Genomic DNA, 18872 nt, shown 5'->3' on the forward strand with positions numbered 1-18872 from the left:
GGCTCATGAACGACATTCTCGTGCTCTATTACAGCCGCAACGGCGCCACCCGCGAGCTCGCCCAGGCGATCGCTCAAGGCGTTGACAGTGTGCCCGGCATGCAGGCGCGCGTGCGTACCGTGCCCACTGTCTCCACCGTCTGCGAAGCTACGCAGCCGGATATTCCCGTCGATGGCCCACCCTACGCCGAAGTGCGCGACCTTGAAGAATGCGCCGGCCTGGCGCTCGGGTCGCCCACGCGGTTCGGCAACATGGCGGCATCACTAAAATATTTCCTCGATGGCACTTCGCCGCAATGGTTGTCCGGCGCGCTCGCCGGCAAACCCGCGAGCGTCTTCACTTCCACGGGCAGCTTGCATGGCGGGCAGGAAAGCACCCTGCTTTCCATGATGCTGCCCTTGCTCCACCACGGCATGCTGATAGTGGGCATTCCGTACACCGAGCCGAAGCTGACCACTACCCAAACCGGGGGCACGCCTTATGGCGCGTCCCACTTCGCCCGCGCTGAAACGGCCGGCAGCGGCATCTCTGCGGACGAGAAAGCATTGGCCGTGGCGCTCGGCGCGCGTCTGGCCACGACCGCGCTTGCCCTTGAACGCGGCGCCTGATCGATGACCACTACGCCCGTCCCGGACGCAGCCAACACCCAACCCGGCTTTGCACGCGGAGCCCTGCTGAGCCTGATTGCGCTGATTGCATTGTCGATTGCGTGGGAGCTTTGGCTCGCGCCGCTGCGACCGGGTGGCTCCGCGCTTGCACTCAAGGCAGTTCCGCTGCTGTTCGCGCTGCGCGGCACGCTCCGGCGCAACGTGTACACGCTGCAATGGGCGTCGATGCTCGTGCTGCTTTACCTTGCCGAAGGCATCGTGCGCGGCATGACCGACGGCGGATTGTCAGCACGCCTTGGCTGGCTCGAAGCATTGCTCGCCCTTGTGTTCTTTGTCTGCGCGCTTGGCTTTGTTGCACCGTTCAAACGCGCTGCGCGCGCCGCGAAGCGAGCAAGGGCCGCTGCCGTCTCAATACCGGACTCAACGCCAGACTCATCGTCAACCGGAAATCATTTGTAGCACGGAATATTCCGCGCCGACGAGACCTATGCCGTCCGGCCAGGGTTCGCCCGGCCGAACGTTACGCGATACTGTGCCACCTGTCGTCCACGCCAACGCTTTTCGAAACCCATGACCGCATCCGATCGTTCACGTAACTTTGTTGAAGCCTGCATCGAAGCAATTGGCGCCGCCCACGTGCTGACCAACGCTCATGACACCGCGCCGTTTCTCACGGACTGGCGCAAGCGCTATCACGGTCAGACGTGTGCCGTGGTGCTTCCCGGCACGACCGGGCAGGTCGCCAAAGTGGTGCAGCTCGCGCGGGAATTCCGCTTCCCTATCGTGCCGCAAGGCGGCAACACCGGACACTCCGGCGGGGCAACGCCAGACGCCAGCGGCACACAGGTCGTCATCAGTTTGCGCAGACTGAGCCGGATTCGCGATGTCGATCCGCTTAACAACACCATCACGGTGGAAGCGGGCGTCATCCTTGCCGACCTCCAGGCGCGCGCCGAGCAGGAACAGCGGCTCTTTGCCCTGAGCCTCGCCGCCGAGGGCAGTTGCACCATCGGCGGCAATCTTTCAACGAACGCCGGCGGCACTGCCGTTCTGCGCTACGGCAACACGCGCGAGTTGTGCCTCGGGCTGGAAGTGGTGACGCCGCAGGGTGAAATCTGGGACGGCTTGCGCGGGCTGCGCAAGGACAACACCGGCTACGATCTGCGCGACCTGTATATCGGCGCGGAAGGGACGCTCGGCATCATCACCGCGGCGGTAATGAAACTGCATTCGGCGCCTGTCGCTCGCGTAACGGCACTGGCAGCGCTCGCCTCACCGCAAGCCGCGCTCGATTTCCTTGCTACCGCGCAACGATATGCAGGCCCGTTGCTGACGGGCTTTGAACTGATGTCGGACTTTTCGCTTCATCTCGTCACTACGCATTTCCCGCAGATGCGTTATCCGTTCAGTCAGAAACACGGCCAGACCGTGTTGCTCGAATTGTCCGATAGCGAAAGCGAGGAGCATGGCCGCGCGTTGTTCGAACGGCTCATGGAACATGCAATGGAACAAGGACTGGTCAAGGATGCAGTGGTTGCAGAGAATTTGTCGCAGTCAAAGGCGTTCTGGAACTTGCGCGAACACATTCCGCTCGCACAGGCCGCGGAAGGACTCAATATCAAGCACGATATTGCGGTGCCTATTTCCCGCATCGGGCATTTCATCGAAGCGACCGACGCGCTCATCGCCCAAGCCATTCCAGGTGTGCGCATGGTGACCTTCGGCCATCTCGGCGACGGTAATCTGCACTACAACGTGCAGGCGCCGGAAGGAGTCGATCCCAAAAGCTTTCTCGCCGAATTCCAGGCCCCGGTCAATGCGCTTGTGTATGAAAGCGTGCACGCGCATCGTGGCAGTATCAGCGCCGAGCATGGCTTGGGACAATTGAAGGTGGCCGAAGCAATGCACTACAAATCACCGGTTGAGGTGCGGCTCATGCGCGCGCTCAAGGCAACGCTCGACCCCGAGAACCTGATGAATCCGGGCAAGGTCCTGCCGGACGTGCGTGCGCCGGGCGCGTCGCACACGTTTTCACAGTAGTAAGGAGATAAGTGCCGTGAAGATTCGCGTTCTGTCCGACCTGCATCTAGAGCACGACGAACCCCTGGCCATTCCGTATGCGGAGGCCGATCTCGTCGTGCTTGCCGGCGACATCCACAATCATGCGGAGGGTCTGCGCTGGGCGGCGGAAAACTTCGGTTCGCAGGTACCCGTGGTTTATGTGCCGGGCAATCATGAATATTACGACGGCGAATTCGGCGCACTCGAAAGCGCCATGCAGGACGCCGCGCGCAGTTTGCCCAACGTGCATTTCCTGAACAACACCACCCTCACTGACCGATACGGGAAATGGCGCGTGCTCGGCACTACGTTGTGGACAGATTTCGCGCTGTTCGGCGCGAGCGATGAAGACATGCGCGAGTCCATCGCAGCGTCGGAGCGGGTAATGCTCGACTACCGTGGCGTGATCCAGGTCGCGTGGCCGGAGCCGGAAGACGAGCCGCGTTCCTTCAGTCCCAGCGACTCGCTGGCGCTCCACGGGCAAGCGCGGGCCTGGCTTGCGGATGAGTTGGCAAAGCCCTTCGATGGCAAGACGATTGTGGTCACCCACCACGCGCCGCTCAAGCAAAGTCTGGCTGAGAAGTTTGCGACGGACCGGGCATCGGCGGGTTTTGTGAGCGATCTACCTTCGCTCGTGCGTGAACCGGTCGCGCTGTGGGTTCACGGCCACACGCATACCGCATTCGATTATTTCGTAGGAGACACGCGCGTGATCTGTAACCCGCGTGGATATCGGGATAGGCGCACGGGTGCGCCTGAAAATTCGTCGTTCAAATGGGACACCGTGGTCGAGATCTGAACAAGCGAGGCGCGAAAGACGCGTTTTCGGAGGGCGGCGATACAGGCATGTCTGACCGGTGCAAACTAACCGGCCAAGAAGCAACCGTTCGACCGATCAGCGTGATGACTAAAAACGGGCTAAAAACGCCCGTTCCAGGACGAAAAATCCCAAACGTCAGACGCGCACTAAACCAGCGGCCGACAGCCGGCGAGATACAATTTCCCCGGCGCAGGTCCAAAAACACTGCGCCATAAAAAAACAAAAAGACCGATAGCTCGGTCTTTTTTCTCAACGATCCGAAGAATCGCGCGATTGACGGTTCTTACGTTCATTGATACGGATCGGGATCAGGCGCGCGCGTTTCGCGTTTTCGCGGGCCGTACGCAGCAGTTCGCGGGTGGCAGGCACGGCGATCAGAGCCAGCAGTGCATAGATGGCGATCATCAGCGGCGTATTCATAACTTCCTCAGATATTGTCGAATCGGTAAAAAGTGAATCGGTGAAGCTAAAAGACAGACTACAAGCTATCAAGATGCAGCCGAAATAGACGTAAGCAAGTGTTGCATTGCGACAACTATACAGCATCGATAAAAGCACATTAAGCAGCCGCACGTTAACCAGCCCCTTAACTACCTCATTACCGGCTTAGCCCATTGTCCTGCTCATAAGCTTATGACGCCACAAATTCTTGCAGGGATTTTTCATCGGCGGCGAGTGCGGCAGGCAACTCAGCACGCAAATACTCGACCCAGGTCCGGATCTTCGCGTCCAGGTACTGACGCGAGGGATACAACGCAAACAGATTGAGCATCTGCATGGTGTATTGCGGCAAGACACGCACCAAGGACCCCGCGCGCAACGCAGGCAGGGCCGATGAAGTGGGCAATATTCCCACGCCCATACCCTCGCTGATTGCCACTGCCATGGCTTCCGCCACATTCACCGTGAAGGTCGATGGCCCGAGGGTGACGGTTTCCTGTCCGTTCGGACCATCGAAGGTCCATTTGTTCGGCGGAAACGCGGGCGTAATGAGTTGCAAACACGTGTGCCGCACCAGATCGGACAAGACATGCGGCACACCGTGTTCCTGGATATAGCCCGGCGACGCACAAGCGATGCTGAACGCGCTTCCCAGGCGCTGGGAAACCAGCCCTGAATCGGGCAGCTCGGTCCCAAGCACAATAGACACGTCAAAACCTTCATCCAGCAGGTCGGGCACGCGCTGCGCAAGCGTCAGGTCGATCTGCACCGATGAATGCAGTTTTCGGTAACGCGAAATCATCGGCACGATGTAATGCTGGCCGATACCCGCCATGGCGTGCATCTTGAGCTTGCCGGCCGGGCGCGCGTGCGCGTCGCCGGCTTCCGCTTCCGCCTGATCCACATACGCCAGAATCTGCTCGCAGCGCTGCAAATAACGCTCGCCGGCTTCGGTCAGCGCGATCCGGCGCGTCGTCCGGTTGAGTAAGCGAGTGCGCAAGTGCGCTTCGAGATCGGAGACGGCGCGCGATGCGTAAGCGGTGGTCGTGTTCAGTTGCTGAGCCGCGGCAGTGAAGCTGCCGGCTTCAACAACCCGCGAGAACACGCGCATGGTTTGAAGCGTATCCATGAGCCTTGGGTCTCGTTCCGGTGATCCCGCATTGTTACGCCATAAGCAACGATGATTACATCAAAACGCGTAACAATGCTTTTCATTTTTGCCAGTTACTCGCCAATCGAGGCAAAAATATAATTCTGGCCTGTGTCTCAATCCGATTTGAGAAATAATTTTGCGAATTCGCACGATCAGAAAAACCATCGTTCCGATGGTTCTTACATTAATTTTAACAATAGCAGGCTGCGCGAGCACGAAAAACGTCAGTCCCGAAGATACGCTTCAGGACACGTCGTCGCTCGATGCCGGCGCGACGCTGCGTGCGGCCAACACCGACGCGGCGTGGCCGGCGTCGACATGGTGGCGCGCCTACAACGACCCGCAACTCGACGCCTGGGTTGCGCGCGCGCAAGCCGGGAATCCGACGCTGGCGCTGGCCGCCGCACGCGTGCGCGAAGCCCGTTCGATGGCCGGCGTGGCGCAAGCCGCGCTCGCGCCTCAAGTCGATGGATCGATGGCGATCAACCGCCAGCAGTGGCCGGAAAACGGCTATTACGGTCCCGGCCCGTACAACAACGTCAACACCTGGGACAACACGGCCGCGCTGCAGCTCTCGTACAACCTCGACCTCTGGGGCCGCGACGGCAACGCGGCGGAACGCGCGCTGGATGCCACCCACGCGCGCGCCGCCGATGCCCGTGCAGCACAACTCGAACTCGAAGCGAACGTGGTGCGCGCGTACATCGGTTTATCGCAGGGATTTGCGTTGCGCGACATCGCTCAATCCACGCTCGACCAGCAGCAGAAAATCGCGGCGCGTGCGCGTCGGCGGCTGCAGGGCGGGATTGGAACGCAGCTTGAAGTGGCGCAGGCGGAAGCGTCGTTGCCGGATTACGAGCGCCAGGTCGAGACCTACGATGAAGCGATCGCGCTCGCCCGCAATCAGCTTGCGGCGCTCGCCGGCGCGGGCCCGGGTGCGGGCGATTCGATCACGCGTCCCGTGCTGTCGCTCGCAACGCCTCTTGGCTTGCCATCGGCTTTGCCTGCTGAACTGATCGGACGTCGACCGGATGTGGTCGCCGCACGCTGGACTGTAGCCGCTCAGGCGCGCGGTATCGATGTCGCGAAGGCGCAGTTCTATCCGAACGTCAACTTGATGGCGTCGCTGACGCAAATGTCCGCGGGCGGCGCGCTGCTGACCTTCCTCACCGGTAACGGTAGCGGCTGGACTGCGGGACCTGCCATCACGCTGCCTATCTTTGAAGGCGGCCGGCTGCGCTCGCAACTCGGGGCGGCATCGGCGCAATACGATCAGGCCGTCGATCACTACAACGCCACTCTGGTTGCAGCATTGCGCGACGTCGCCGATCAGGTCGTACGGCTCCAGTCGCTCGATCGCCAGCTCGACTCGTCCGGCCGCTCGGTCGCCGCCGCGCAGAAGAGTTATCGGCTGGCTGACGAGGGGTATAAGCGCGGCTTGACCGATTACCTGAACGTGCTCGTCGCACAGACGCAATTGCTGCGCGCCCAGGACGGCGAGGCACGCGTGCGCGCCGAACGGCTCGCCGTGTATGCGACGTTCTCGGCGGCGTTGGGCGGCGGCATCGACAGTTCCACCGATAGCCCCGCGAGCAGTCCCACAGACACGCAGATGAAACCGGCGAAGCATATCGGGCCGTTCGCCGAGCACAGAAACGCGTCATCTGGCGAGCGGAGCGAGTGAGCATGTCGACGCCCTCCTCCTCGCTGAACCGACCTCATTCGCTGCTGGCAGACTGGGCAGCGACCGACGGTCTCGCCTGGATTCACATCTTCAAGGCGGCGTTGGCAGCGTTCCTCGCGCTGTGGATTGCAATGCGTCTCGACCTGCCGCAACCACGCACCGCGATGACAACCGTGTTCGTCGTGATGCAACCGCAAAGCGGCATGGTGCTGGCGAAAAGCTTCTACCGTTTCTGCGGAACGCTCGTCGGCCTCGTAGTGATGCTCGCGTTGATCAGCCTGTTCTCGCAACAGCCGGTTTTGTTTTTATCGGCGACAGCGCTCTGGGTCGGCATCTGCACCGCGGGCGCGGCACGTAACCGTAACTTTCGGTCGTACGGGTTTGTGTTGTCGGGCTATACGGCCGCGCTCATTGGCATACCGGCTGCGCAGCATGCGGACGCCTCGTTTCTGTCGGCGATGACGCGCGTTGCCGAAGTATCGTTAGGCATCCTGTGTTCAGGCGCAGTCAGCGCGCTCGTGTTTCCGCGCCATGCCGGCGCGCAAGTCCGGACCTCTGTGCGCACGCGTTTCACCGCGTTCGTGGATTACGTGTCGAAGGCGTTGGGCGGCGGTATTGAACGTTCGCAAATCGAGCGCATCAATGCGGCATTCGTCGCGGACATCGTCGGGCTTGAGGCTGCGCGGAGTGTGGCCGTGTTCGAAGATCCCGACACACGCATGCGCAGCGGCCGGGTCGCGTTACTGAACGCCGAGTTCATGAGCGTTTCGACACGCTTTCACGCGCTGCATCAGTTGATGAACCGTCTGCGCGTCAACGGTGCAGCAGCGACGGTCGACGCTTTGGAACCCTATTTCCGCGAGGTCGCGCCGTTGCTGAGCGCAGCGGGCGGGCCGGTGGAGAAAGCCGCCGATGCAGCTCACGCCGCCGCGCAACTCGATACCTTCAAGGCCTGGCTGCCCAAGCGTATCCGCGCAACGCGACGCGCGCTTGATCCTGCAATCGATCTGCTCGAATTCGATACCGCCGCCGAGTTGCTGTATCGCTTCGTGGATGACCTGCATGCCTACACGCTGACTTACGCGTCGCTCGCGGTGCCCACGCACGAGCGCGAGCACCGCATCACGCGTTATGTGCCGAAGACCAGCTTGCTCGCAGCCGGCGTGTCCGGACTGCGGGCGTTCGCCGTGATCCTGGTCCTGAGCGGCTTCTGGATCATATCGGCGTGGCCGAGCGGCGGCACGGCCGTGCTCGACGCGGCAGCGGTGATTGCGCTCGCCTCATCGTCGCCGCGACCTACGCAAATGGCCTTCCAGATGGCCGCAGGCACGGCGCTCGCGACCGTCGCCGGCATGATCGTGGTGTTTGGGTTGTATCCGCATATCGATGGATTCTTGTTGCTGTCGGCCGCGCTCCTGCCGTTCCTGATGCTGGGCGTCTTCATCAGTACGCGGCCCGGCATGATGGGCGTCGGCGTCGGGTATTGCATCTTCTTCTGCTTTCTAGCGGGTCCCGACAACGTCATTCAGTACGATCCGTCGGGCTTTATCAACGACGCCATTGCGCTCGTCGTTTCCATGCTTGCTTGTTCGATGGCCTTTGCCGTGCTGCTGCCCACCGACGCGCCATGGCTGCGCCGTCTGCTGTTGCGTGAACTGCGGCGGCAGGTGGTGACAGCGAGCCAAGGCAGCCTGACCCGGCTCGCGATGCGCTTTGAAAGCGGTGCGCGCGATTTGCTTTCGCAGATCGACGCGCTTGCAGCAGGTCGTGAGGATCTGCAGCGCGAAGCATTGCGCTGGCTGTTCGCGGTGCTTGAAGTGGGCCACGCGGTGATTGACCTGCGTACCGGGTTGAGCCGCGCGGACAGCGATACCGGCGCTACCGCGCGCGCGTCCAAGGCGTCGATCACACAGGCATTGCATCAGGTAGCGCGCCTCTTCGATCATCCCACCACTCCGCGCTTCGATGCCGCGTTGTCGGCGACCGCGGTGGCTATTGAACATCTGCGGGCGCAGCTCGATACCGTGCATGAGCCGCGCGAAGAAAGCCATCGGCTGCATCGGATGTCGAGTCATCTGCATTTCATTCGTACGGCCTTGCTCGATCCACAATCGCCGCTGGGCCATCTCAGCCAGCGCGAACGCCCGCAAGAAGGAGCGCCCCATGCCGCGTGATATCGCAATTCTCGACGCCTACGTACCGACGATCCTGCTGCTGTTTATCGCAGGCGGCTTGCTGACGTGGTTTGTTGATCGGCTACTGGCGCTCACGGGCTTGTATCGCGTGGTGTGGCATCCCTCGCTCTTTCGCGCGTGCCTGCTCGTGTGCACCTGCGGGCTGTTTGGGCTCGCGGTGTATCGCTAAGCCGTCGCTGAACATTATTGAAGGATTAAAACCGCATCATGATCATCAGGAAAATTTTCGGGCTCTTCATGACCGCGCTCATTTTCTGCGCGGCCATTCTGATCGGGCGCGTGCTGTGGGTGCATTACATGGACCAGCCGTGGACCCGCGACGGACGCGTGCGCGCGGACGTGATCAACGTCGCGCCGGATGTCTCCGGCGCGGTCGTGACCATGCCGGTCGCCGATAACCAGCTCGTCCACAAAGGCGACCTGCTGATGGAAATCGACCCGTCGCATTACAAGATCGCCGTCGAACAAGCGCAGGCTACCGTCGCCGCGCGCCAAGCGGATCTACGCATGCGTCGCGACGACGCTGCGCGCCGCGCCGATATGGACAACGAGGTGGTGTCGAAGGAGTCACGCGATAACGCAAGCCAGGCCGCATCCGGTGCCGCAGCGAACTTGCAGCAAGCGCAGGCAGCGCTCGATGCCGCCGAGCTGAATCTGGCGCGCACGAAAGTGTTTGCGCCGGTGGACGGCTACGTGACGAACCTGAGCGTACATCGCGGTGACTACGCGACAACAGGCGCAGCGAAGCTCGCTATCGTCGATAGTCATTCGTTCTGGGTCTACGGATATTTCGAGGAAACGAAGCTGCCGCGCGTGCGTATTGGCGATAAGGCCGAGATGCGGCTGATGAGCGGCGGCGTGTTGAAGGGCCACGTACAGAGTATTTCGCGCGGCATCTATGACCGCGACAATCCGCAAAGCCGCGAGCTGCTCGCCGATGTGAACCCGACGTTCAACTGGGTCCGCCTCGCGCAACGCGTGCCGGTGCGGATTCATATCGACGAGGTTCCAGCAGATGTCGTGCTGGCTGCGGGGACGACCTGTACCGTGGTCGTGGCCCCTACTAGCAAGCAGAGCAACTTATAACGAATCGAATGTTTCCTGAGTCGTATCGATAACCATAAGCCCAGCTCTCAAGCCCGGCTTGACCGTCGAATTCGGAAACACGATGCGCTCCTCGTCTTGCAGCACTTCGTACGCGTAATCGCCATCTTCGGCGAGCACCGTGCCGCGCGCGAACGGCGTGAAGTTCGCGACATCGCCGGCTACGTGCAGCTTGAACGCCTCACTCTGTTTGTTGATTTGTCCGACGACGGTGAACACTTTCAATGTCTGGCCAGACGGTGCGGCCGGCGCAAGCCCGGCAATCAGCCGCCGCAACGCGGCGTCTGATGCCGCGAAACGCGATAGATCGTTGTGCCCGAACGCCCGAACCTTGCCAAGCTCCAGCGTGCACGCGAGCGCCCCGCATTGCTCTGCAGTGAAATGCGTGAACGTGTTCGACTTCTCCTTGTGCAGCAATACCGCCGACAACCCCGCATCTTGTAACCAGTCGAACATCGCGCGCGACAAAGGCTCAGCCGTGTAAGGCAGCAGCGCAAACTGCTCGAACACAGATGGACGGATAGCCGTGTGCATATCGATGTGCCACTTCGCGTGAATAGCGTCGCCCTCGGCTTCCGCGAAAAACGCCCGAGTGACATTCTCAAGTTCCGCTGCGCGCTGCGATTCATGACTCGCAGCGAGCTCAAGATAGCGGCCATTGAACAGCCGGTTGAGATCGTCATCACGATACCGGCACGACGCACGCATCGCGTCAATGTTGCCAAAGATGACCAGCACGCGGCTCTTCAACGCCGCTTTGCCGCTCGCGATATCCGCGACGAGCATCGACAGCATTTCGATCGGCGCGGTTTCATCGCCATGAATTCCCGCCGATGCCACCACGCTTTGCAACGTCGCGTCCTGTGGTTCGAAGCGAACGATGCCGTCGCCGAGCCACGTCCACTTCACGCCGCTCGGCAACGTGCCTTCAGTCAGTGCGGGCTTTTTTCCATCGAGCACAAAGTCGAGAAAGTTCGCGAACATGGCCGCCTCAGCGCTGGAAGTCATAGATAGCACCAAGCTTGAGAATGCCAGTCAACGCATCAAGCGCCGCGCGTGATTCATCGAGAAGTTTCAGGTCGGCGAGATCGCCGGGTGCAATACGGTCCCGATAGTGCGTGTCGATCCAGGCATCGAGTTGGGCGAACAATGCGTCGTTCATCCACACGCCGGGGTTGACTATGCCCCGCTCCGTGTCGTTGAGCACTACACGAAGGCGCAAGCACGCAGGACCACCGCCGTTCTTCATGCTTTCGCGAAGATCGAAGACGAGGACATCGTCAATGGACGTGGCGCGTCCTTTCAATGAATCAAGGTATTTGGCGACCCGTTCGTTTTCGCGGCACTCCTGCGGCACAACCAGCACCTGCCGGCCGTCTGGCCGCGTCAGCAACTGGCTGTTGAACAGATACGACGAGACGGCATCGGCCACACTGACTTCGTCTTCCGGCACTTCAATAGCGGTGAACGCTCCGCCATGCGTTTCGAGTTTCGCCCGAAGCTGGTCGTACACACCGGCTTGATCGAGGAACGCGCGCTGGTGGCAGAACAGCGTGTTGCGGTTGCCCACGGCGATCACGTCGTTATGAAACACGCCGGCGTCGATCACATCAGGAAGCTGTTGGGCGAACACAGTCGCGTCATCCGATAGCCCGTGAAGGCGAGCGACCGCGCGGCTTGCTTCAAGCGTTTGGCGTGCTGGAAAACGCTTCGGTTCTGCCGTACCTTGAGCGTATTCGCTGCGTCCGTAGACGAAAAATTCCACGCCCTTCTCGCCATACTCGCTGCAAAAACGCGTGTGGTTTGCCGCGCCTTCATCGCCCAACGCAGGCGTACCGGGCAATGCGTGATGGATCTTGAAATGTTTCTCATCGGAGAAAATGGCCGAGAGCGAACGGCGCGTTTCTTCATGCTCGATCGCCCGATGCAACTTCGTGCTGAGATTGGCCGGCGTGAAATGCGCGCGGCCATCGTTCGTATCCGCCGATGGACTCACCGTCGCCGCGTTCGCCGTCCACATGGCCGAAGCGGAGCTCGCAGCGGCCAGCAACTCTGGCGCTTCACGCGCAGCGCGTTCGACGACCGTAGCGTCGTCACCGGTGAAACCCAGGCTGCGCAGCAACTTGAGCGACGGGCGCTCGAGCGGTGGCAATACACCTTGATGAAACCCAAGGTCGGCCAGTTGCTTCATCTTGCGCAAACCCTGCTTCGCTGCGGCCTTCGGATTGGCAGCCGATTTCTCGTTGTTGCGCGACGCGACGTTGCCGAACGACAGCCCCGCGTAGTTGTGCGTCGGGCCGACCAGCCCGTCGAAGTTCGCTTCGAATGCTTGCATCGTGGTTCCTCAGAACTGAAGGCCGGGCGAGACGCTCGCGGGCATTTGCAACTGGGTACTTTCGACGGACGCCATAGGATACGAGCAATAGTCCGCTGCGTAAAAGGCGCTCGGACGCTGGTTGCCGGAGCGGCCGATACCACCGAACGGCGCCGCTGACGACGCGCCGTTAGTCGGCCGGTTCCAGTTCACAATGCCGGCGCGAATGGTGCGCTGGAAGTGCGTCCACGCCGCTTCGTCGTCGGCTAACAGGCCCGCGGACAAACCGAACGCGGTGTCGTTGGCGCGCTCTATTGCCTGATCGAAACTGCTGTAGCGCGTGAGTTGCAGCATCGGGCCAAAGTGCTCTTCGTCGGGGACGTTGCGCGCATTCGTCACGTCGATGATCGCAGGTGTAACGAAACCAAGCTGCGCCGAGCGTTGCGTCATTTGAAGCAACGGCTTGCCGCCCGCTTCGATCAACTGCGCCTGAGCCTGCACGAGCTTTGCGGCTGCGCGTGCCGAGATCACCGCGCCCATGAACGGTTGCGGGTCTGCGTCGAAGGCGCCCGTCTTGATCTTCGACGTCACATCGATCAGGCGCTCGGTGAAGCGCTCGCCGAACGCATTGTCTGGCACGAACAACCGGCGCGCGCACGTGCAGCGCTGCCCGGCTGACAAATACGCCGACTGGATCGTGTGATGCACGGCGGCATCAATGTCCTCGACTTGAGCCACGACCAGCGGATTGTTGCCGCCCATTTCCAGCGCGAGCACGATCTCCGGACGGCCGCCGAATTGCCGATGCAGCAACGTGCCGGTATCCGAGCTGCCAGTGAAGAACAGTCCATCGATCTGCCGATGATTCGCAAGCGCAATGCCGGTGTCCTTCTCGCCTTGCACCAGGTTCAGCACGCCGGCGGGCAAGCCGGCTTGCGCCCACAAATCCACCGTCAGCGCGGCGACACCGGGCGCGAATTCCGATGGTTTGAACACGACCGTATTCCCCGCGATCAACGCCGGGACAATATGCCCATTCGGCAAATGTCCCGGGAAGTTGTACGGGCCAAACACGGCCACCACACCATGCGGACGATGCCGAAGTACGGCTATGCCGTCGGCCATTTCCTGGCGTTTCTCGCCGGTGCGTTCGTGGTACGACTTGACGGAGATATCGACTTTAGCGGACATCGTCGCAACTTCGGTCCGCGCTTCCCACAACGGCTTGCCCGTCTCGAGGCCAATGGTATGAGCCAGCGTTTCCTTGTGCCCGGTCAGCAACGCCGCGAAACGCCGAGTGATGGCTATGCGTTCGTCCAGCGTCAACGCGGACCACGAAGCGAAAGCGCGTCGCGCTGAAAGCACGGCGTGCTCGACGTCCTGAACCGACGCGCTCGCGCCTTCCCACACCACGTCACCATTGCCCGGATTGCGCGACGCGAACGGGGCGCCCGTGCTCTCGGTCCACGTTCCGTCGATAAACAATTGAGTCGAAATCTTCGTCATGATCCTTGTCCTTAACTTGCTTTCTTTGAGCGCGGCTGCGATGCCAAGACGCGCACCGTATCGCCGGCTTGCACGCGAAGCGCATCGGCTTCTTCAGGCGTCAGCAAAAAGCTGCCGTCTTCGGGCACGCCGAACGTCGCGCCGCAGCGGAAGTCGTCCAGCGACGTATTCGATACCAGGCTGCGAGCCTCGCCGTGCACTGCACGCTCACCCACGCGCACCGTCATCAGCACGCTCTCGCGCACCGTGCGCAAGTCGGCTACGTGGCATTCGAGGACCGGGCCGGCATCGAAGATATCGACGTGATTTTCATAGCGCAGCCCTTCCGTTTCGAGCATCTTGCGGGCAGGCATGGTGTCGCGATGCGTCAACCCGACCGCCGCTTGCGCGTCTTCCGGCAGCATGGCGAGATAGACCGGATATCGCGGCATCAACTCGGCCAGGAACGACTTCTTGCCGTGCGAGCTGAGATAGTCGGCAGCGTTGAAATCGATCTGGTAAAAGTGCGATCCCACTGCCTGCCAGAATGGCGATGCGCCGCTTTCGTCGAAGTGACCGCGCAGTTCGGCGCAAAGACGCTCCGGAAAGCGCTCGCGGAATTGCGCGATAAACATGAAGCGCGAACGCGACAGCAAACCGCCCACGCCGGCCGTGCGATATCGCGGGCTTAAAAAAAGCGAACAGACTTCGGCATAACCGGTGAGATCGTGTGAGATGTTGAGCAGCGACATCTTGGTCCACACGCCCAGGTCGCGGCTCGCATGCACGACCGTCGACACGCGATAGTTATAAAACGGCTGCTCCAGTCCGACTTCCGTTTCAATACCGCACACGCCCGCAATGTCGCCGGTGGCCGTGTCTTCCATCGCAAACAGATACCCTGCTTCGAAGGCTGCAGCTTCGTCGGCAAGCGTGCGTCGTGCACGTTCAACGCGCGCGGTCAGCGCATCGCGATCGGGCTTGAAGGTGGTGAGTCCCGGTCCGGTCTCGTGCGCGAGCGCGACAAGCGCGTCGACATCTCCAGGCTGCACGCAGCGGACAACGATCATTGCAATTCTCCCGAAGCCTGATGAAGTGGCACACAACGCACCGTATCGGAATCTTTCACGCTTAGAACCTCGCACAGCTCGGCGGACAAGGGCGCACCGCTCACACGCGACGACGGCAAATTGACCAACGCGCATCGAAACGCGTGCGCGCCGCCGGCTGCGATCAGGTACGGCGTGCCCGACGTGCCCGTGTCGTCCTGAGCCGCTCGCACGGCGCGAACTTCGTTCGCCAACACGGACGCACTGCGTTCAACCGCGACGGTCAGAACAGGGCCTGCATCGAAGATATCGACGAAACGATCCGGCTCGAAACCTTCCTCAAGATGGATGTCATACGCGAGCAACGCGCCGTCGTCCGGTTCGCCCAGCACGCGTTGTGCTTCGGGCGGCAACAAAGGCACGTAGAGCGGATAACTCGGCATGACTTCTGCGATAAACGTACGGCTGCGGCCGCCCGATTCCAGTTCAACCTGCTCGAAATCGCGGCCAAAGAATTTCCGCCCAACCGCTTCCCAGAATGGCGACACACCCGCTTCGTCGGTGACGCCGAGCATGAGCGAGAAGATGTCGTCGGAGAAACGCTTGCGGTTCGCGGCCACGTACATCATGCGTGCGCGCGAAAGCAGATGTGCGGCGGCATCGTGCGTGGCCTCGCGCACCGACGGGTCAATATAGAAACCCGTCAGACGGCTCTTGCCCGTGAGTTCATGCGACATGGTGAGCGCGTGGATCTTGCGGTTCACCTTGAGCTCGCGCGACGCGTGGATCAGCGCGTCATTGCGGAACGCGTAGAACGGTTCCGAATATCCCGCCGATGCCACGATGCTCGAACTGCCAAGCAACGCACCGTTCGTGGTCTCTTCGAGCACGAACAGGTAAAACTCCTCGCCCGGAAACTCGACTTCCGCGCGAAACGAGTCTTCGGAGAGCGCGACGCGCGTTTCCAGCACACGGCGGTCGCGCGGCAACGAATGCAGCACCGGATGCGCGGCATTCGCCATCCGTTCGAGCGCGTCGAGATCGGCGAGTCTTGCGGGGCGGACGATTAACATCGGCGGTTCCGTTGGTTGAAAGATTTGACCGAAGCCCGCACGCTCAATGCGCCAACTCGGCGATGGCCTTTTCGATGCGCGCAAACCCTTCGTCGAGATCTGCCATGGGCATGATCAGCGACGGCGCGAAACGCAGCACGTTCGGCCCTGCAATCAGCATGATCACGCCGTTTTTCGCGGCGGCGGTGAGCACGTCCTTGGCGCGGTCCTTGTAGGCATCGGCGAGTTCGGCGCCAATCAAGAGACCCTTGCCGCGGATCTCCTTGAACACCGAGAAACGGTCATCAATGCGCTTCAAATGTGCCTTAATCGCGGCGCTGCGTTGCTGCACGCCTTCGAGCAAGGCGGGGTCGCTGATCAGTTCAACCACCTTGTCCGCGATAGCCGCGCCCAACGGATTGCCGCCGTAGGTCGTTCCGTGCACGCCGACCTTAAAATGCGCGGCGATCTTATCCGTGGTCAGCATTGCGCCGATCGGGAAACCGTTGCCGAGCGCCTTCGCGGTCGTGAGAATGTCCGGCGTCACGCCGTAGCCCATGTACGCGTAGAACGTGCCGGTACGGCCCACGCCCGTTTGTACCTCATCAAAAATCAGCAGTGCGCCATGCTGGTCGCAAGCCTCGCGCAGACCCTGGAGGAACGCGGGATCGGCGGGCAGCACGCCGCCTTCGCCCTGCACCGGCTCGACGATCACCGCGCAGGTTTGCGGTCCGATCGCGGCACGCGCGGCAACGAGGTCGTTATACGGGAGATGCGTGATGCCTTGCGGCGTCGGGCCGAAGCCTTCCGCGTATTTCGGCTGGCCGCCCACGCTGACAGTGAACAACGTCCGGCCATGGAACGACTGCGTGAAGGAGATGATTTCGACTTTCTGCGCACCGGTGTTGTCGATCGCGTAACGGCGCGCGAGTTTCAGCGCGGCTTCGTTCGCTTCCGCGCCGGAGTTGGCGAAGAACGCGCGGTCGGCGAAGGTCAGGTTGGTGAGGCGAGTGGCGAGGCGCAGCACCGGTTCGTTGGTGTAGCCATTGCCGATATGCCAGAGTTTCTGACCTTGATCGTGGAGCACTTTCAGCAATTCGGGATGCGCGTGACCCAGCGCCGTTACCGCGATACCGCCGGCGAAATCGACATAGTCACGACCTTCCGTATCCCACACGCGGGAACCAAGTCCGCGATCCGGCACGAAATTCGCCGGGGAGAAAAGAGGCACCATCACTTCGTCGAACGTACCGCGCGTTACATTGAGATCCGTCATGAACCGCTCCTTAGCTTGTTCGGGTAGTCAGCTTATGTTCCACCATATACATCGTTCTCAGATGGTAGGCGCGCCCGGGCGCCGCGTCTTGCGGGAACGCGACAAGGTTTCATGGTATTCGAGGGGATTGACGCTCGAAAGTCAGCCGAAAGGCCTGGGCGTGCGGAGCGATCACGCCGATCGCCCCGCCTAAGCTATGTAACCGCGCCGATAAGCCCAGCCTTACTTGAGGCTTCCAGAGAGGAACTGCTTCAGCCGCTCGCTCCTGGGCGTGCTCAGCACTTCAGCCGGCGCGCCCTCTTCTTCTGTGCGGCCCTGGTGCAGAAACATCACATGATTCGATACATTGCGCGCAAAGCCCATCTCATGCGTCACGACGATCATCGTGCGGCCTTCTTCAGCCAGCTTCTGCATGACCTTGAGCACTTCGCCCACCAGCTCGGGATCGAGCGCGGACGTGGGTTCATCGAAGAGCATCACGTCGGGATGCATGGCGAGCGCGCGGGCAATGGCCACGCGCTGCTGCTGCCCGCCCGACAAATGCGACGGATATTGTTTCTCCACCTTGGGCGCCAGTCCGACCTTCTCGAGGCATTCCCGTGCCCGTTCGCTTGCTTCCTTCTTCGATAACCCCAGCACGTGCATCGGCGCTTCCATGACGTTTTCAATCGACGTCATGTGTGCCCACAAGTTGAAATGCTGGAACACCATCGCGAGCTTCGTGCGCACGCGCTGCAACTGCTTGTGGTCGGCGACTTCGAGATTGCCCATGCGGTCGGTTTTCGTGCGCACCGGCTCGCCGTCGACGATGATCTCGCCCGCGTTCGGCCGTTCGAGAAAATTGATGCAGCGCAGGAAGGTACTTTTGCCCGAGCCGCTCGAGCCGATGATGCTGATCACATCGCCGGCGTTGGCCGCGAGCGAGACGCCCTTGAGCACCTCGTTCTCGCCGAAGCGCTTGTGGATATCGCGGGCGACGAGTTTGACCGCGGCGTTCTGCGCGGCGGCCGATGCAGCATTTTGTGCGGATGATTCCAACGCATTCTCCCCGGAAGATGGGTCTGGCGGGCTTCATGAGCCTGATAGCCCGCCCTATGTCGATCATGGCTGCGGATTCTACCGAAAGCCGCCGGCGAGCAGGCATAGGGACAAACGCCCTCGCCCGGCGGCGGCCTGACGGTCACCTGAGAGTCACTCGTTTTCAGCAGGTGCTGGCGTGACAGCGCGCACTTGCTGCGCCACGCGCCCATTGGCGATCGCAATCTCGGGACTGGTTTGGAGCAACGGGAGGTATTGGGCGTCGAAAGCAGTATGGCGATCCTTCGCGCCGAACATGGCCGTGACCGCGTGCGCCATGTCGATACGGCCGTCCGGCGTGGCTTCGTCGTCATCGAGCACGTCGTCAAGCGCGGCAATCAGGGTGGAGAGCGCGCCGAGCCATTTGTAAGCGCTGCCGTTAATCACGATCTGCAGGAACTCGCCCGGCGACACCGCGCCAAATTCGGCTTCGTGGCGGGTACGCAATTCGTCGAGGATGCTACGGTGCAGCGCCAGCAGCGGATGGCGCACGTCCTTGAGAAACGTGGTTGCAACCGGATCGGTCATCCTGATGATGGTCATGGTCCTTGCC

The 18872-nt window shown here is 61.4% G+C and carries 18 protein-coding genes; 8 read left to right on the top strand and 10 right to left on the bottom strand.

Translation table 11 applies throughout. The features are described from left to right. Positions 1 to 5 precede the first annotated feature (5 nt). The 4 genes from wrbA to ACMX25_RS18085 all read left to right on the top strand — a co-directional run bounded on the left by wrbA (position 6) and on the right by ACMX25_RS18085 (position 3468). Positions 6 to 608 (top strand): NAD(P)H:quinone oxidoreductase, encoded by a 603-nt coding sequence (wrbA, locus tag ACMX25_RS18070; RefSeq protein ID WP_414951409.1) that lies wholly within the window; start codon positions 6 to 8, stop codon positions 606 to 608. 3 nt (positions 609 to 611) lie between these two features. Then, the gene (locus tag ACMX25_RS18075; RefSeq protein ID WP_414951410.1) at positions 612 to 1067 is read left to right on the top strand and encodes a DUF2069 domain-containing protein; all 456 of its coding nucleotides are present in this window, start codon (positions 612 to 614) and stop codon (positions 1065 to 1067) included. A gap of 111 nt (positions 1068 to 1178) precedes the next feature. Further along, positions 1179 to 2648 (top strand): FAD-binding oxidoreductase, encoded by a 1470-nt coding sequence (locus tag ACMX25_RS18080; protein WP_414951411.1) that lies wholly within the window; start codon positions 1179 to 1181, stop codon positions 2646 to 2648. A gap of 16 nt (positions 2649 to 2664) precedes the next feature. Next, positions 2665 to 3468 (top strand): metallophosphoesterase, encoded by an 804-nt coding sequence (locus tag ACMX25_RS18085; protein ID WP_414951412.1) that lies wholly within the window; start codon positions 2665 to 2667, stop codon positions 3466 to 3468. 270 nt (positions 3469 to 3738) lie between these two features. On the opposite strand, the gene ACMX25_RS18090 is transcribed toward ACMX25_RS18085, so the two are convergent. Both ACMX25_RS18090 and ACMX25_RS18095 read right to left on the bottom strand, forming a co-directional pair. After that, entirely contained in the window at positions 3739 to 3909 is a 171-nt protein-coding gene (locus tag ACMX25_RS18090; protein WP_160172471.1) for a hypothetical protein, read from the bottom strand. Positions 3910 to 4120: 211 nt separating this feature from the next. After that, a complete protein-coding gene (locus ACMX25_RS18095; RefSeq protein ID WP_414951413.1) occupies positions 4121 to 5059 on the bottom strand; it encodes a LysR family transcriptional regulator in 939 nt (312 codons plus the stop codon). Between the two features lie 196 nt (positions 5060 to 5255). On the opposite strand from ACMX25_RS18095, the gene ACMX25_RS18100 reads away from it, so the two are divergent. Genes ACMX25_RS18100 through ACMX25_RS18115 form a run of 4 tightly spaced genes read left to right on the top strand, consistent with a single transcriptional unit; the run spans position 5256 to position 10048 of the window. Further along, positions 5256 to 6767 carry an efflux transporter outer membrane subunit gene (locus tag ACMX25_RS18100; protein ID WP_414951414.1) on the top strand — a complete coding sequence of 504 codons (1512 nt, stop codon included), beginning with the start codon at positions 5256 to 5258 and terminating at the stop codon, positions 6765 to 6767. 2 nt (positions 6768 to 6769) lie between these two features. Next, positions 6770 to 8941 (top strand): FUSC family protein, encoded by a 2172-nt coding sequence (locus ACMX25_RS18105; RefSeq protein ID WP_414951415.1) that lies wholly within the window; start codon positions 6770 to 6772, stop codon positions 8939 to 8941. Then, positions 8931 to 9131 carry a DUF1656 domain-containing protein gene (locus tag ACMX25_RS18110; protein ID WP_414951416.1) on the top strand — a complete coding sequence of 67 codons (201 nt, stop codon included), beginning with the start codon at positions 8931 to 8933 and terminating at the stop codon, positions 9129 to 9131. Before ACMX25_RS18105 ends, ACMX25_RS18110 begins: the two co-directional genes overlap by 11 nt. A 38-nt stretch (positions 9132 to 9169) precedes the next feature. Next, positions 9170 to 10048 (top strand): efflux RND transporter periplasmic adaptor subunit, encoded by an 879-nt coding sequence (locus ACMX25_RS18115; RefSeq protein ID WP_414951417.1) that lies wholly within the window; start codon positions 9170 to 9172, stop codon positions 10046 to 10048. Here the strand turns inward: ACMX25_RS18115 and astE are convergent. The 8 genes from astE to ACMX25_RS18155 form a co-directional block, all read right to left on the bottom strand. Then, positions 10043 to 11074, bottom strand: coding sequence for a succinylglutamate desuccinylase (astE, locus tag ACMX25_RS18120; RefSeq protein ID WP_414951418.1), 1032 nt, complete (start codon positions 11072 to 11074; stop codon positions 10043 to 10045). The genes ACMX25_RS18115 and astE overlap by 6 nt on opposite strands. Then, complete coding sequence (gene astB, locus ACMX25_RS18125; RefSeq protein ID WP_414951420.1) at positions 11058 to 12401, bottom strand: N-succinylarginine dihydrolase; 1344 nt, start codon at positions 12399 to 12401, stop codon at positions 11058 to 11060. Before astB ends, astE begins: the two co-directional genes overlap by 17 nt. Before the next feature lie 9 nt (positions 12402 to 12410). Continuing rightward, positions 12411 to 13886 (bottom strand): succinylglutamate-semialdehyde dehydrogenase, encoded by a 1476-nt coding sequence (gene astD / locus ACMX25_RS18130; RefSeq protein ID WP_414951421.1) that lies wholly within the window; start codon positions 13884 to 13886, stop codon positions 12411 to 12413. Between the two features lie 11 nt (positions 13887 to 13897). Beyond that, the gene (gene astA / locus ACMX25_RS18135) at positions 13898 to 14935 is read right to left on the bottom strand and encodes an arginine N-succinyltransferase (protein ID WP_414951423.1); all 1038 of its coding nucleotides are present in this window, start codon (positions 14933 to 14935) and stop codon (positions 13898 to 13900) included. Beyond that, the gene (aruF, locus tag ACMX25_RS18140) at positions 14932 to 15987 is read right to left on the bottom strand and encodes an arginine/ornithine succinyltransferase subunit alpha (protein ID WP_414951424.1); all 1056 of its coding nucleotides are present in this window, start codon (positions 15985 to 15987) and stop codon (positions 14932 to 14934) included. Before aruF ends, astA begins: the two co-directional genes overlap by 4 nt. 43 nt (positions 15988 to 16030) lie before the next feature. After that, positions 16031 to 17242 (bottom strand): aspartate aminotransferase family protein, encoded by a 1212-nt coding sequence (locus tag ACMX25_RS18145; protein ID WP_414951425.1) that lies wholly within the window; start codon positions 17240 to 17242, stop codon positions 16031 to 16033. A 222-nt stretch (positions 17243 to 17464) separates the two neighbouring features. Next, on the bottom strand, positions 17465 to 18280 hold the full coding sequence (locus ACMX25_RS18150) for an ABC transporter ATP-binding protein (RefSeq protein ID WP_414951426.1): 816 nt from the start codon (positions 18278 to 18280) through the stop codon (positions 17465 to 17467). Between the two features lie 153 nt (positions 18281 to 18433). Further along, positions 18434 to 18862: a hypothetical protein gene (locus tag ACMX25_RS18155; RefSeq protein ID WP_414951427.1), complete on the bottom strand. Its 429-nt coding sequence runs from the start codon at positions 18860 to 18862 to the stop codon at positions 18434 to 18436. Between the last annotated feature and the right edge of the window lie 10 nt (positions 18863 to 18872).

Source organism: Caballeronia eucalypticola, assembly GCF_047608185.1.
Taxonomy (GTDB): Bacteria; Pseudomonadota; Gammaproteobacteria; order Burkholderiales; family Burkholderiaceae; genus Caballeronia.